The sequence below is a fragment of the Heyndrickxia sp. FSL W8-0423 genome (assembly GCF_038009395.1).
Taxonomy (GTDB): domain Bacteria; phylum Bacillota; class Bacilli; order Bacillales; family Bacillaceae_C; genus Heyndrickxia; species Heyndrickxia sporothermodurans.
In genome coordinates this window covers 1,196,499-1,211,076 of record NZ_JBBPBE010000001.1, presented here as the reverse complement: position 1 = coordinate 1,211,076, position 14,578 = coordinate 1,196,499, and the positions used below count along the sequence as shown (strand labels likewise).

Sequence of the window (14,578 nt, the reverse complement as noted above, 5' to 3'; positions counted from 1 at the left end):
AGGCACTTTTTTTCATATGAAGAATATTTTTTCGTCAATCTCAAAACCTAAAGTATTAATAGGTTGAGGTGAGTTTATGATGAAAAAAGTTCTTATTATCATGCTATTTCTTTTTCAAACTTCATTATCCTCCATTCATGCAGATACTCAAAAGCCAAGAAACGTAATCTTTATGGTTATGGACGGAACAAATTCCGATGTCGTAACCCTTGCAAGATGGTATAAAGGGCGCCCACTTTCACTAGATAGCATCCTAGTAGGTGGTGTACAAACCTATTCATTACGGTCAGGAATCACTGATTCTGCCGCGGCCGCTACTGCAATGGCAGTAGGAAAAAAAACAAATGAAGATATGATTGGAATGATTCCCTTTTTAGACAAAAACCACGGTTTTGTAGCGAGGCCAACGGTTAATATACTAGAGGCAGCAAAAATGAAGGGGTTGGCCACCGGACTCATTTCTACCTCCCCTATTCAGCATGCAACACCCGCTGCCTTTTCTGCACATTCTGCATCTCGAAATGATTATGATGATATTGCCGAACAACAAGTTTACCAAGGAATCAATGTCGTATTAGGAGGAGGAAAAATAGCTCTCCTTCCAAAAAATCCAGATCTGAATCAACTTCCGCAACAACCAATAGGGATCGGTTCAATACTTCCGCAATATCGAAAAGACGGAGAAAACTTAATTCAGACAATAAAACAGAAAGGCTATCATTATATCGAATCGAAGGAACAATTAAAACATATATCAGGCACAAAAGTATGGGGCAGCTTTGCAAATGAAGATATTGCTTATGAAATTGATCGTCAAAAACTGGCACCTAACCAGCCTTCCCTGGCAGAGATGACGAAAAAGGCGATAGAACTCTTGGCGAAGCAGAAGCAAGGTTTCTTTTTATTTGTTGAAGGAAGCAAGATCGATTGGGCCGCGCATAAAAATGATCCTATCGGAATGATTAGTGAAGTTCTAGCTTTTGATGCAGCCGTTAAGGAAGCACTTCGTTTCGCCAAAAACGATAAAAATACATTACTAATTGCTGTAACAGATCACGGGAACAGTGGGTTAACAATGGGGAATGACGATACGAGACATTCCTATTTTAAAACACCTGTACAAAACTTCGTAAATCCACTTAAAAAGGCGAAATATTCACTGGCCGGCGCAATCTCTCAATTGAATACTGAACACACGAATATTAAACAGGTAGCTAAATCATATGGGTTAGATCCGTTATCCAAACAAGACTTTATTCGCTTAAAAAAAGCAAAAGATATTGAAGAAGAAATGGTCACTCAATTAGCTAAACGCGCCCATTTAGGATTTACAACAAGGGGACACACTGGTGAAGATGTCTTTTTATATGCTTATGGACCGAGTAAACCCGTTGGTCTCATAAATAATACAGAAATCCCGAAAATAATAGCAGAATTTTTAAATGTTCCCTCCTTTAATAAACTGAATCATTCCCTTTTTGTTAATGCGAACGAGTATTACAAAAACTTGGGGTATGAGACGAAAATTGACCTTACAACAAAGGAAAATCCGATTTTCATTGCAAAAAAAGGAGAAACAACGATAACCTACCCTGCAAATAAAAACATTAAAGTTTATAATGAAAATGTTGTAGAATTAAAAGGGATTACGATATTCAACGGAAGTAACTTTTGGATTAGTCTTGATTAGGGAGGATTGATCATCACATGAGCGAAGAGATAAAACAGTACGGAAAACAGCTGCAAGAATTATTAGACCCTGCTAGTGATATCCACCAAAAGCTTGTCCAAAAAGGATTATTACTATATCGACAACAACTTGTTTACAATAAAAAGAAGTCACCGACAGAAATTATCGGTAAAGTACAGGATGTAACCCCTGTCCAAGTAACTTTGACATTGGAAAACCCATCCACTAGTTATTGCAGCTGTCCCCAAGAAGGGATATGCCGTCACCAACTAGCGCTTTTCTTTTCTGCATATAGCGAAAATGGAAGTGTTTTTGAATGGATACAAGATTGGAAAAGGGAAGAATCGACGACAAATATTTTAGCTCATATAAAAAGAGGCAGTGATCTATTGAAAGAAAAAACACCTGCCACTTTGGATGGAGTAGAGGCGTGGCTGGCGCGTTTTCGACATGCCTACCAAGGGATTGATCCGAGAAATGAATTTGTCCTCGAAGTGACCTGTAAAAATAAATACCGCAGTCTAATCGAATACGCTCCCGTTGAAAGAGAATGGAAACCACTCTATCAATTGTTTGCTGCATATGAATCGATGAAAATAGTGAATCAATTATGCTCCGAATATCATATTCGGACGTTTAAACGATTTTTCGAATTCATGCTTGATGAGGCAGATGAAGCTTTAAAAATATTAAAGGTATCGGCTGCACCGTTTGCATTTGATCCATACTTAAGTTATTTACGGGAAGATAGCATTTTTTTATTAAAAGAATCATCATATTATGAATACGAATTAATAGAGTTGTATCAGTTACTTTGGACATTTTTATTTAAACAAACGATCTGGAAAAAATTAGAATACAATCGTTTATCCGATTTAGTAAAAATAGATAATCGAAAGCGCATTAAAATCGGGTTGATTCATCTCGCTATCATGTGCGGATATGACGATACTGCAATCGAGGAAATTAAACAATATGGAGGTGAAATTGCCTCCTTCTCATCTTTTTGGCTAAAATACTTAAATGAACAAAAGCTGTACAATCGTCTCTATTTATATTTAAACACGATTGCTGCTTTCGTACCATCCTATTTAGAAAACGCTAGTGAATATGACCGTTACGCGTTCATTCGGTCATTTTTTCAGTTTATTAATGAGGGCGTTCTGGCGGAACAAAATCCGCTTTTATTAGAAAAAATATATAATCAAACATTGCCACATACCTTTTATCAGTATAGTGACTATTTATTTACAAAAGGGAGATTTAAAGAGTGGGTGGAACTCCAGCAATATAAAGGAATTGAGCTAGAGTTTATCGACCGTTCACGACTTGAAGCAATAGGAAAAAGCCGACCTCACTTACTTATGCCACTTTATCATGAAGCCATCGAACATTTGATTGCTGAACGAAATCGGGATTCTTATAAAAAGGCAGTAAGATATTTAAAAAAGCTCCGAACCCTTTATAAAAAACAAAAAACTTCTGATATATGGGAACGTTTTTTTGAAAGCTTATTACTCAAAACGAAACGATTACGTGCGTTTCATGAAGAATGTAAAAGGGGCAAATTGATACATGCTTAAAACCAGGTTATTACATGTAGTAATAGAAAAATGTGAAGATGGAATGTTCTTTATCCATACTACTGATGAAAATGGAACTCATGTGGATCCAACGGATTGGAAGCGCCAATTATTTATATGGCACCAAGAAAGTTTCTTTGGAACCTCTCTGTCTTTTGAAAAACATCATTCAATTGAAGGAGTGAAAGTAACTAGTTGGGAGCTATTAACCCTATTAGCCACAGAGGGTTTCAGTTCGATGATCCAGTGGGAATGGGATGAACTAGGACAAATATTCTTATCCACCGCCTATACAATGCATGAGGCTATAGTAAAAGGGGCTTTCTCTCCCCTTTTCGCACAAGATGAGCAGATGATCCAATGGCCACTCCCTTCACTCGTTATCGATGATTTCCATGATTCATTTTGGGAGCAAAAATACAATGATATGACCGTCAAATCAATCGTTGAAAATTGGTTTCAATCTGCCGTTGAACACTATTTTCAAACTAGACCTGAATTAATTGATAAAATTAATAGCTTAATGAGCTCCGGACTATCTGCAGAAAAGTTGACTTTGTATTTTGATGAAGTAAGCTTTCAAAAATGGTTAGGATTAAAAAATGATCGTCCATTCAAGATTGCGCTTCGGCTTTCGGAACCGGAGGAACATGAAGATAGTTGGAAACTGGAGACTGTACTACGTGACCGAAGTTTCCCGGATCGTTTATATTCAATGAACGATTCTCCTGCAAAATGGAAACCATTCATCGCTGAGGTACAAGAAGAACACCGAAGATGGGTGAAACTTTTCCCTTGGCTTAAAGGTGTTAACGGCTTGAACGATGAATTAGATGAAGATCAAGCATGGATTTTTTTAACAGAAGCAAGTGAAAAACTCCACGTATTGGGAGTTGAGATATTATTGCCTTCATGGTGGATGGCAATGAAAGATGCTCAAATAGCAGTGAAAGCGAAAATGAAACAAACGAACACTAGTTACTCTCCCTCCTTTGTCGGCTTAAATGCCATGATTGATTTTGACTGGCGGTTATCGGTTAATGGGTCGGAGCTTTCAGAAGATGACTTTCAGCAGTTAATCGAAAGCCAAAGAAAATTAATTAAATTAAATGGCCAGTGGGTACGCTTTGATCCAAAAATGATCAAGCAGATTCAAGATTTAATGCAACGTGCAAAAAAGGAAGGGCTAACAGTACGAGACATCTTTGAACAAGAATTAATTACTGCAGATGAAGAAATAGATGAAGATTTTAATCCAAAAGCATTTGCCAAAATCCAAATTGAATTAAATCGATCAATTAAGAAATTAATCCAACAGCTTACCGATTTAGCAGATATTCCACAACTGTCCGTACCTAATAAGTTTCAAGGGCATTTACGTCCCTACCAAGTACAAGGGTTTAGTTGGTTAGCTTTTCTAAGAAAATTTCAGTTTGGCGCCATTCTTGCCGATGATATGGGTCTTGGAAAAACCATTCAGCTCATCACGTATTTATTACATGTAAAAAATACAATTGGGATTCATACCCCTTCCCTAATCATATGTCCAACTTCTGTTCTCGGCAATTGGCAAAAGGAATTCGAACGCTTTGCACCAAGTTTAAAAGTAGTCCTTCACTATGGGCCGAATCGCCCAAAAGGTGAACATTTTGATGAATCTCTAAAAGATGTCGATGTCATTCTTACCACGTATGGTATATCCCATCTAGATTTTGACGAGCTTTCTGGAATTCATTGGAGTACGATAGCAATTGACGAAGCGCAAAATATTAAAAACTCGGGGACGAAACAATCTCGCGCAATTAGAAAACTAAATGGGGAGCACAAAATTGCCTTGACAGGAACACCGATGGAAAACCGCTTATCTGAATTGTGGTCAATATTTGATTTCACGAATCACGGCTTTCTTGGAACGTTCTCGCAATTTCAAAAGAAATATATACTCCCAATCGAAAAGGACGGCACGGAAGGGAAAATACGAGAACTTCAATCACTTATTCGACCATTTTTATTAAGAAGAACGAAACAAGATCCTGAAGTTGAATTAAATTTACCAGATAAAATCGAAGAAAAAGAATACTGTCCATTAACAACCGAACAAGCTTCTCTTTACGAACAGCTTATCCGTGATACATTTGATCAAATTGAAACATTATCGAGCTTTGAGCGTAAAGGTCTTATTTTAAAAATGCTCAATCATTTAAAACAACTTTGTAATCATCCCGCTTTATATTTGAAAGAGGAAAGACCAAACAATGTAGTGAAACGATCTCATAAAATTGAAAAACTCATTGAATTGCTAACATCCGTACTTGATGCAAACGAAGGATGCTTAATTTTTACTCAATATATAGGAATGGGAAGAATTATTCAGGAAACATTGAATTCCCATTTTAATTTGGATGTACCATTTTTAAATGGGAGTATGCCTAAAGCGAAACGTGATGAATATGTGCAATCCTTTCAGAATGGGGAGTTTCCTATTTTTCTAATCTCTCTAAAAGCCGGGGGGACCGGATTAAACTTAACAGCAGCCAATCATGTCATTCATTTTGATCGCTGGTGGAACCCCGCTGTCGAAAATCAAGCGACTGACCGTGTCTATAGAATTGGTCAAAGTCGTTTTGTTCATGTTCATAAATTCATTACTACAGGCACTTTAGAAGAGAAAATTGATGCGATGCTCGAAAAGAAACAAGCATTAAATGATGAAATTATTCAAAGCGATAATTGGATTACTGAGCTTTCAAATATAGAGCTACAAGATTTACTAGCATTGTCCTAATAATGGATAGAATCAAAAAAAGCGACCAGCGTACGTAGCTGGTCGCAATTTTTTGAGGGAAAATGGGGATATGAAACTACTACTTTTATCTGATGAGGATTGTTTGGAGTAAAAAGATAAATGGTTGTTCTTATGAAACATGTTTTGTAGATAATGTGTGGTCATTTCGATGATTTTTCAGTAGTTGATTTTCTAGATGAGTGGTTTGTATAGAAAGATTAAATACTCTTTGATTGGCTCTTCCTAACATAAAAATAAGGTCTTCTACTAAGTTCTCTAATTTTTCTATTCTTTGTTTTAATTCTTCCATTATCTTGTCCCTTCTTTTTAAGTTGTATGGAGCACCCTATCTTCTGAAGGCTTTCCACCTAAAAATTTCACTGAATCGGCTACTACCTCAGTCACATACACCTTCTTCCCATCTTGATTTTCATAATTTCTCGTTTGAATTTTTCCAACGACGCCTAAAATTGAGCCCCTCGTACAATATTTTGCTGTATTTTCTGCAGCCTTATTCCAAAGTGTACATAGGACAAAATCGGCATCATATTGACCTGCACTATTCTTATAATGTCGATTAAGTGCAAGTGTGACATTTAGTACCGCTTTCCCTTCCAACGTATAACGAAGCTCCGGTTTTTTCGTTAACCTCCCAACTAAGGTCACTTGATTTAGCAAAAATATATCCTCTCCTTTCATTTTCTGTTATTATCATAACTTGATTTAGTCATATGGTAAAATTAGCAAAATAGTATTTTTTGTTCACTGAATTATTGAAAATGACAATTTGCGCAGGATGTATTCTATATTTAGAATTAATTTTCCATTTAAAAAACTTTTTTAAGCATTTTAATTTTTATTTTCATATGAGTGATGTATTTTCTTCATCCGGTGATAATGTGATATAATTTAACAAATATGGAGGAGGAGTTTAAATGAAAACCTTCAAAATTGTATCGTTACAAATTGTTGATGATGGAAATATGATGAATATTCCTTTAGAAGATGGGTTAATTATTAATAAAGAAGATGGGAAAGCAACCTGGCTAATAGAGGCGTACACCGATAAAAAATTTTATGATTATTTTCGTATCATACAGCAAAAAAATGATGATGTTAATGTCCAAGTAATCATCACACATGAAGGGAATGACCCTGCCCCATTTAGCACACATATACGTGGAATAAAGAAATTCGAAAAAAATATAAGCGTACTATTAGAAGGGCATTTAAATGTGAAACGAAGCAAATATGCGGAGCTATTACTAAATGAATTAGTCAATGATGGTTTTAGTGGAGATGAATTAGTACAGGAATTTTCAAACCGTATGAATAAAAAGAAGCGATTTGCGGTTCCGAAAAGTAAGCTATAAAGGGAACGGAATCCGCAATATACATTAGCGCCCTTTTCTTTTCTTTAGAGGAAATGAAAAAGGCGATAGTAACAGATAAGTTTATTTATTTTTATCCTTATCTTTATTAGTATTCATATCTAAATCTGTATCTTCTTTATCAATTTTATTGTCTGTGTCATTCGTTTTATTGTCATGTAAATCGGTTTTATTATTATTTAGGTTGCTATTATCTAAGTTTTTATTTTTTACATCATTTTTGTCTACATCGTTTACACCTTTATTGTTGTTAGGTGGTGGTTTTTGATCATTGTTTGCACAGCCAAATAGCAGCATGGTTGCTAGCAGTGAACCCCCTGCTTTTTTCAATAATTTACCCATAATAATCACCTTTTTCATATTGTTTTTCAAGACCAAAGTGTCGGCCTGCCATTAATATTCCCTCACAATTTAAATGAATACAAAAAAAGAGATTTGTTTTCACAAATCTCTTTCAAAAAGTTATTTACCTAAAGCAAACATCATTTCTGTTTCGCAAACTAATTCACCGTTCACTGTTGCTACACCTTTTCCTTTACCGATCGGCCCTTTAAAACGAATCATTTCTACTTCAAGTCTTAATTGGTCACCGGGCTTTACTTGACGCTTAAAACGGCAGTTATCAATTCCGGTAAAAAAGGCTAGTCTTCCTCTGTTTTCTTCCTTTTTAAGCATGGCTACCGCACCAACTTGTGCTAGAGCCTCGACGATTAATACACCCGGCATGACTGGATATTCAGGAAAATGCCCATTAAAAAAGTCTTCATTGCCAGTGACGTTTTTTACTCCAACAGCACTTTTGCCTTCTTCTACTTCTAATATTTGATCAATAAGTAAAAAAGGGTAGCGGTGTGGAATAATCTCTTTAATTTGTTGAATATCTAACATTTCAAAAAAACCTCCATTTTCAAATAAGGCTCTGCTAAACTTACCTGTTGATTTCCGCTCCAGGCACTCGCTTTCCGCGGGCGGTTCGGGAGCCTCCTCGTCGCTTCGCGCCTGCGGGGTCTCCCGTATACCGTTTATCCCGCAGGAGTCTCGTGCCTTCCGCTCCAATCAACATAGTTGCAAATTCAACAATATGATTTAACATAGACTTCATTAAAAAAGAAAGGGCGTCTACCCTTTCTTATTTTTTATTTACTAAGTCAATTATATGGGTCCAGGTAGATTTTTTCAATGCGTCCATCGGTTTTCCATCTCCAATTACTCCATAACCTATGATTACACCGAGTATTAAACTAATGAACAAAGTAAAGATCACAATGATTACCCTTAACCAAATTGGAATTAAACGAACGCGTACTTTCCTTTTTTCTTTGGTAGATGCCTTTACTTTCTCTTCTTTTAGTTGTTCACGTGTCTTTGGATTGTGCTGGATTTCCTTTTCTGTCATTGATTTAACCCCTTTTAACGAATACCATTTATTAGACCCATCATTTGATCTGACATCGTAATAGCTTTCGATTGAAATTGATAGGAACGTTGTACATTAATCAAATCAGTCATTTCTTTTCCTGTGTCAACATTCGATGTCTCGAGCGAACCTCGTTTCATTGATATTTGATTTCTTAAAGGACCCGTCATCTCTGTTAAAACATCATTGATGTTTATGTTCGCTTTTGCAGGAATTCCTAGAAGATTTTCTCCTATTTGTTCAAGAAACTGAGGCTTTCTTACTGAGATCATACCTAAATTTGCTGTTTGTTGTTTGCCATTGGCTAAAGTAACGGTAATCTTTCCATTTTCTGAAATGGCATAATCCTTCGCATTTTTGTTAAAAATAATCATTTGATTTTTTTCATCCAGTACCGGGTAACCACTACTATTTACAAGAACTACTTCATTCGTTCCCATCGGTGATAACGAAAAGTTTCCGTCACGTGTATAACAAACTTCGTTTTTCCCATTTTTATTTGTCATTACTTTAAAGAATTGCTTTTCATTCGTTAAAGCTACATCTAACGGTCTACCTGTATCTTTAATGTTACCCTGAGTCAATACAAGCTGGGCTTGTGCCATTTTTGCACCTGTCCCTAAACGTAGCTTCTCAGGGGTTAGTCTACCGATTTCATCGTTTTTATTCGGTTGATTATTAAACGATTGGGCTAATAGGTCGGTAAAAGTAGCTTCCCTTTTTTTAAACCCATTTGTATCTGCATTTGCCATATTGTTACTAATAATATCAAGCTGTTTTTGCAGTTGATTCATTGTATTAGATGCGATTATCATTGATCTATTCACAATTCGATTCCCTCACATTAATTTTCTCTTAACCATTTACACGACCAATCTCATTTACCGCTCGTTCCATGCTTTTATCATACGCCTGAAGAACCTTTTGATTTGCCTCAAATGAACGATATGTTGAAAGCATGTCAGTCATTGTTTGAGAGATATCTACATTCGAACGTTCGAGAAATCCTTGCTGAAGACGATATTGATTATTGGCTGCATTGGGAAGCTCACGATTATTTTCAGTACGGTATAAACCGTCCCCTTCTTTCATTAATTTCTCGGGATTATTTGAATACACGATACCTAATTGAGCTCTCGTTCCATCGCCGGTTATCGTTCCATTACTACTAACCTCAAATTGATCACTGTTCAAACGAATCTTATTTTGCTGATTATCTAAAACATACATACCATTCGCAGTTGTTAGGTATCCATTTGGGTCAATTGTAAAATTCCCATTACGGGTATATTTCGTTTCTCCCTTTTGATCTTGAACAGTAAAAAAGGCACTGCTTTTGTTTCCATTTAAATCGATAAGTGCTAAATCTGTCTTTAAACCTGTTTCTTGCATATCGCCTTGCAGAAATTTAGGGATCGCTTCTTGTAAATAAACGCCTGTATTAAGAGCACCAATTTTTTGAAATCTAGAATAAGAAATACTATTTTCAACAGGGATAGATTTCTTGTCAAGTCGTTGTAACAACATTTCAGGAAATGCTCTTATTGCTGATTGGTCACTTTTAAAACCTGGTGTATTTGAATTTGCCATATTATTTGTTAACAGGTCGGTTTTTCTTTGTTGTGCAATCATTCCTGATGCTGCTGTATAAAAGCCTCTTAACATTGTCTACACCTGCCATAATATATTGAATATCCGTAAAAATTATTAAAATCTTCTGCTTGCAATTTTATCCATGTTCTCAAGCATAATGCCCGTACCAATTGCTACCGAGTCCATTGGCTCCTCAGCCACTAATACAGGGACTTTTAACTCTTCAGCTAGTAATTGATCTATTCCGTGTAAAAGAGCGCCGCCGCCTGTTAAAATCACTCCACGATCGATGATATCAGCTGATAACTCCGGTGGGGTTTTCTCTAACACATTTTTAGCCGCTTGTACGATTACAGAAACCGATTCTCTTAACGCTAATTCAACTTCTTTTGAATTAACCGAAATTGTTCGTGGTAAACCGGTGACCATATCACGACCGCGAATTTCCATTTCCTCATTTCTAGAACCTGGGAATACTGTACCTATATTAATTTTAATATTTTCAGCTGTACGTTCTCCAATCAATAGCTTGTATTCTTTTTTTATGTATTGAAGGATCTCGGTATCGAATTTATCCCCAGCCATTTTAATTGATGCTGAAGTAACGATATCTCCCATAGAAAGAACAGCAACATCTGTTGTTCCACCACCAATGTCGACTACCATATTCCCGCTTGGCTGAAAGATATCCATTCCAGCTCCAATCGCAGCGACCTTTGGCTCTTCTTCCAAGTAAACCTTTTTACCGCCGCTTTTTTCTGCTGCTTCTCTAATTGCTTTTTGTTCTACACTCGTAATGTTAGTAGGACAGCATATTAAGATCCGAGGTTTTGATAAGAATCCCTTTACATTTAATTTATTGATAAAATGTCTAAGCATCGTTTCCGTCACATCAAAGTCAGCAATAACCCCATCTTTCAATGGGCGAATCGCCACGATATTTCCTGGAGTTCTCCCAACCATACGACGGGCTTCTTCACCAACCGCCAATACTTTATTCACATTTTTATCAATGGCAACAACAGATGGCTCATTTAAAACAATCCCCTGTCCTTTTACATGTATCAATACATTCGCTGTTCCTAAGTCGATTCCAATATCCTTTGCAAACATTTAATATATACTCCTTCCGTCTTAAATCACGCATTTTAAAGGGTTATCTATGTAAAGTTTTTCTGTCCAAAAGTTTTTATTTCCCTAATTTAATATTCTAGCATATTTTTGTCGATTTTAGGAATGACTTGTCATAAAATATTTTTTAAAATATGGAAAAAATATGTGAAACTTTTCTTATATAAAATAGTCATTAATAAAATAAATTAAAGAAGCAATCTTATTTAGATTGCTCCCCACTCCTCTAATTACTTTGAAATTCTTCTTTTTTATATTTTTGTTTTGTTGCTTCACCACCACGAAGGTGTCGAATTGATTTATGATAATCTAATATTTCCTTTACTTCATTGGCAAGTTCCGGATTTATTTCTGGTAATCGTTCTGTAAGGTCTTTGTGGACAGTACTTTTGGACACGCCAAACTCTTTCGCAATTACGCGAACTGTTTTTCTCGTCTCCACGATATACTTTCCAATCTTGATAGTTCTCTCTTTGATGTAATCGTGCACACCACTCGCCCTCCCCAAATTGGATGTGAGAAGTGTGAAATGAGACTCGTTTATTTTCGACTGAAAATACTGTATTCCCCATATGATACTTTAAAACTTTGCTTTCATATGTGGCAGAAGGTGATTCAAACACCTTCTGTAGGTACTGAGACTAATCAAATATATAACTAAATCTATAGGATCTATGGTTAACGATTCCTCACCTCAAACACTCTCTTTGTTTTTGTCAAGTTTGTAACATTTTATTAGCTTGGGTTAAAATATATGCACAAAAACCGTAACAAGGACAAGGTTTATTACTAAAATTTCTGACGAATAAAAATACGACTTTTCACACGACAAAATCTTTAGGAAAATAATACAAAAACAAATAAAAAAGGACAGAATCTATTAAATTCTGCCCCTTTGGTTATTATCCTTGTGTATCTTCTTGATCGGTACCATTTGTAGTGTCTTCTTTATTATCCTGTTGTTTTGATTGATCACTTTCATCATTTGACTTTTCATTATTTTGATCAACCGCTTGTTCTTTTACAACTTCTTCAATAGAAGATGCTGGTTTATCGAAATAAGAAACAGGATTCACAGCTATATTGTCTTTTCTAATTTCAAAGTGAAGATGTGTTTTTGCTTTTTCGTTTAGTTGACTTGTACTTGCAGTAGCAATAACTTGTCCTTGTTTTACCTTATCTCCAACACTAACTTTATAGTCTTTAATGGATTGATATTGTGTAACAACACCATCTTCATGTTGGATTTCAATGACGTTTCCAAGTACAGAGTCATCTTCCACTTTTGAAACAGTACCACTTAATGCTGCAACAACTTCAAAGTCTTTTGCATCCTTCATGGTAATGTCAATTCCACGATTAGGTTGATACGTTGAACCATAAACAATCATTGCTGCCTCTTGCTTGTCTTCAGAAGCCTTTTCGTCATAGAATTCTTTGTCAATTTGGGCCTGTTCCGTATTTTTGACTGGCCATTTAAAGTTTTCTACAGATTTTCCTACTTCAACCGCGTCATTCTTGTTGCCGTTTTTACCTAGTTTATCCCCTTGCATACCAAATTCATTTTTTGCTGATTGATTACCTGATGATTGGTACCAAAAGATTGCTGAAATAATTAATGCAGCACTTGCTAGATAAATAGCAGGATAAACCCAACGTTTTTTTAAGAAGCTTTTTTTACCCTTTTTTTGAGAAGTTAGTTTCTTTTCTTCCTCTCTCATTTTCATCACCTCAGCAACCATTTTGAACACAAATGCGAAAATATATACATTTTTACGAAAATTTTTTTAATAAATAAAAAAATAGCTTGAAAATCACAAGCTATTGGGCTAAATATTATTTTTTTGCGGTTACTTTATCTAATAATTGCTTTGATTCACTAATCTCTATTCCTTGGTAATAATGTTGTACAATCTCCTTATAACTCTTTCCACTTCGAGCCATACCATTTGCTCCATATTGGCTCATCCCTACCCCGTGACCATATCCTCTCGTTGTCACGATAATTTTATTGCCTTTTCTAGCTAAGCTAAAGTCGGAGGATCGAAGACCTAATTTTTCACGCACCTCTCTTCCGGTAAATTTTTTTCCACCGATGATTACTGTTCCAATTCTTTTACCTTCTGTTAACGTAAAGTTTGTACTTACTTCTTTATTATCTCTTAAAGTCACGCCTAGTTTTTTCTCAACATCATTAACTACAAATTCTTGTTGGTATTGATATTTTGGGGACTTTTTATCCCACGGACTTTCCACACTTTTTAAATACGGAATCGCATTTGCCCAGTAATCCTGCGAATTCTCGGTATATCCATTACTTGTCGAAAAAAACGAGGCAAAGATCGGCTTTCCATCATACGTTAATATTTTTCCTTCTGTTGCTTTTACTGCTTTCGTAATTTTATTTATGTTCTTTTGATATTTTGAACCCCAATGTTTTTTTAATTCCTTTTTATTTTGAAACACCTGATCACTCACTGTATCGGTTACATTGGCTCCTTTAGGAATACCCTTATTCCCGCTTAATAGTTGCCTAACAATATATGTTCGTGCTGCTAATGCTTGTGCCTTGAGTGCTTCCTCTTCAAAGGTTGCATGCATTTCTGAAGCAACTACCCCTACTACATACTCTTCTAATGGTACTTGTTCAACTTTTTGACTAGTATTTCTGAAAACAGCTATATCAATAGATGATTGTAATGTACTTGTATTTTTTTCTTTCATATTTTCATCAAGCTTTCCACTTGCCTTTTCTTTTGAAAAAGGCAGTACAAGGAGCGATGGAATGGCGAATGATACGGCGAGAATTAGGATACTGACAAGGACAATTGGCTTAATATGTTTCATGCTTGATGCCTCCATATTGGTAATTTATTTATTTTCCTCCTTTCATACATATGGGTTAGGACAAGCATTTATGACTGGAAAAGCTAAAACGCCTTGGTCAGCAATGAAATGTTATACTTTCTTAAAACATAAAAAAGGCAG

Annotated in this window: 15 protein-coding genes; 4 read left to right on the top strand and 11 right to left on the bottom strand. The window is 35.8% G+C overall.

Features of this window, described 5'->3' with window-relative positions:
* Positions 1-79: 79 nt before the first annotated feature.
* The 3 genes from MKY81_RS06105 to MKY81_RS06095 are packed head-to-tail and all read left to right on the top strand — an operon-like array spanning position 80 to position 6,058.
* Positions 80-1,690, top strand: a complete 1,611-nt coding sequence (locus MKY81_RS06105; RefSeq protein ID WP_108072199.1) for an alkaline phosphatase — start codon at positions 80-82, stop codon at positions 1,688-1,690.
* A gap of 17 nt (positions 1,691-1,707) precedes the next feature.
* The gene (locus MKY81_RS06100; protein ID WP_107920947.1) at positions 1,708-3,273 is read left to right on the top strand and encodes an SWIM zinc finger family protein; all 1,566 of its coding nucleotides are present in this window, start codon (positions 1,708-1,710) and stop codon (positions 3,271-3,273) included.
* Complete coding sequence (locus MKY81_RS06095) at positions 3,266-6,058, top strand: DEAD/DEAH box helicase (RefSeq protein ID WP_341117123.1); 2,793 nt, start codon at positions 3,266-3,268, stop codon at positions 6,056-6,058. The genes MKY81_RS06100 and MKY81_RS06095 overlap by 8 nt, the downstream gene beginning before the upstream one ends.
* Before the next feature lie 130 nt (positions 6,059-6,188).
* Here the strand turns inward: MKY81_RS06095 and MKY81_RS06090 are convergent, their stop codons facing one another.
* Positions 6,189-6,368, bottom strand: a complete 180-nt coding sequence (locus MKY81_RS06090; protein WP_108072195.1) for a hypothetical protein — start codon at positions 6,366-6,368, stop codon at positions 6,189-6,191.
* A 17-nt stretch (positions 6,369-6,385) separates the two neighbouring features.
* Positions 6,386-6,736, bottom strand: a complete 351-nt coding sequence (locus MKY81_RS06085; protein ID WP_066231212.1) for a single-stranded DNA-binding protein — start codon at positions 6,734-6,736, stop codon at positions 6,386-6,388.
* A gap of 257 nt (positions 6,737-6,993) precedes the next feature.
* On the opposite strand from MKY81_RS06085, the gene MKY81_RS06080 reads away from it, so the two are divergent.
* Positions 6,994-7,431, top strand: a complete 438-nt coding sequence (locus tag MKY81_RS06080; RefSeq protein ID WP_066231210.1) for a YwpF-like family protein — start codon at positions 6,994-6,996, stop codon at positions 7,429-7,431.
* Between the two features lie 81 nt (positions 7,432-7,512).
* Here MKY81_RS06080 and MKY81_RS06075 read toward each other — a convergent pair whose 3' ends face one another.
* The 9 genes from MKY81_RS06075 to spoIID form a co-directional block, all read right to left on the bottom strand.
* Entirely contained in the window at positions 7,513-7,809 is a 297-nt protein-coding gene (locus MKY81_RS06075) for a hypothetical protein (protein ID WP_142406481.1), read from the bottom strand.
* Positions 7,810-7,911: 102 nt separating this feature from the next.
* The gene (gene fabZ / locus MKY81_RS06070) at positions 7,912-8,337 is read right to left on the bottom strand and encodes a 3-hydroxyacyl-ACP dehydratase FabZ (protein ID WP_066231207.1); all 426 of its coding nucleotides are present in this window, start codon (positions 8,335-8,337) and stop codon (positions 7,912-7,914) included.
* Positions 8,338-8,578: 241 nt separating this feature from the next.
* The gene (locus tag MKY81_RS06065; RefSeq protein WP_107920943.1) at positions 8,579-8,845 is read right to left on the bottom strand and encodes a DNA-directed RNA polymerase subunit beta; all 267 of its coding nucleotides are present in this window, start codon (positions 8,843-8,845) and stop codon (positions 8,579-8,581) included.
* Positions 8,846-8,859: 14 nt separating this feature from the next.
* Positions 8,860-9,693 (bottom strand): flagellar hook-basal body protein, encoded by an 834-nt coding sequence (locus MKY81_RS06060; protein ID WP_066231202.1) that lies wholly within the window; start codon positions 9,691-9,693, stop codon positions 8,860-8,862.
* A 28-nt stretch (positions 9,694-9,721) separates the two neighbouring features.
* Positions 9,722-10,531 (bottom strand): flagellar hook-basal body protein, encoded by an 810-nt coding sequence (locus tag MKY81_RS06055; protein WP_341117118.1) that lies wholly within the window; start codon positions 10,529-10,531, stop codon positions 9,722-9,724.
* 42 nt (positions 10,532-10,573) lie between these two features.
* Positions 10,574-11,572 carry a rod shape-determining protein gene (locus MKY81_RS06050; protein WP_066231196.1) on the bottom strand — a complete coding sequence of 333 codons (999 nt, stop codon included), beginning with the start codon at positions 11,570-11,572 and terminating at the stop codon, positions 10,574-10,576.
* Positions 11,573-11,816: 244 nt separating this feature from the next.
* Complete coding sequence (gene spoIIID / locus MKY81_RS06045; protein WP_066231193.1) at positions 11,817-12,080, bottom strand: sporulation transcriptional regulator SpoIIID; 264 nt, start codon at positions 12,078-12,080, stop codon at positions 11,817-11,819.
* Between the two features lie 412 nt (positions 12,081-12,492).
* Positions 12,493-13,332, bottom strand: a complete 840-nt coding sequence (locus MKY81_RS06040; protein WP_235993027.1) for a M23 family metallopeptidase — start codon at positions 13,330-13,332, stop codon at positions 12,493-12,495.
* Positions 13,333-13,426: 94 nt separating this feature from the next.
* The gene (spoIID, locus tag MKY81_RS06035; RefSeq protein WP_066231188.1) at positions 13,427-14,437 is read right to left on the bottom strand and encodes a stage II sporulation protein D; all 1,011 of its coding nucleotides are present in this window, start codon (positions 14,435-14,437) and stop codon (positions 13,427-13,429) included.
* Positions 14,438-14,578: the final 141 nt, after the last annotated feature.

Bases quoted from the DNA above. Each gene is read 5' to 3' on its own strand.
- spoIID (WP_066231188.1), bottom strand. From the start codon at position 14,437: ATGAAACATATTAAGCCAATTGTCCTTGTCAGTATCCTAATTCTCGCC.
- MKY81_RS06055 (WP_341117118.1), bottom strand. From the start codon at position 10,531: ATGTTAAGAGGCTTTTATACAGCAGCATCAGGAATGATTGCACAACAA.
- MKY81_RS06075 (WP_142406481.1), bottom strand. From the start codon at position 7,809: ATGAAAAAGGTGATTATTATGGGTAAATTATTGAAAAAAGCAGGGGGT.
- MKY81_RS06065 (WP_107920943.1), bottom strand. From the start codon at position 8,845: ATGACAGAAAAGGAAATCCAGCACAATCCAAAGACACGTGAACAACTA.
- MKY81_RS06050 (WP_066231196.1), bottom strand. From the start codon at position 11,572: ATGTTTGCAAAGGATATTGGAATCGACTTAGGAACAGCGAATGTATTG.
- MKY81_RS06095 (WP_341117123.1), top strand. From the start codon at position 3,266: ATGCTTAAAACCAGGTTATTACATGTAGTAATAGAAAAATGTGAAGAT.
- fabZ (WP_066231207.1), bottom strand. From the start codon at position 8,337: ATGTTAGATATTCAACAAATTAAAGAGATTATTCCACACCGCTACCCT.
- MKY81_RS06100 (WP_107920947.1), top strand. From the start codon at position 1,708: ATGAGCGAAGAGATAAAACAGTACGGAAAACAGCTGCAAGAATTATTA.
- MKY81_RS06090 (WP_108072195.1), bottom strand. From the start codon at position 6,368: ATGGAAGAATTAAAACAAAGAATAGAAAAATTAGAGAACTTAGTAGAA.
- MKY81_RS06105 (WP_108072199.1), top strand. From the start codon at position 80: ATGAAAAAAGTTCTTATTATCATGCTATTTCTTTTTCAAACTTCATTA.
- MKY81_RS06040 (WP_235993027.1), bottom strand. From the start codon at position 13,332: ATGGTTGCTGAGGTGATGAAAATGAGAGAGGAAGAAAAGAAACTAACT.
- MKY81_RS06080 (WP_066231210.1), top strand. From the start codon at position 6,994: ATGAAAACCTTCAAAATTGTATCGTTACAAATTGTTGATGATGGAAAT.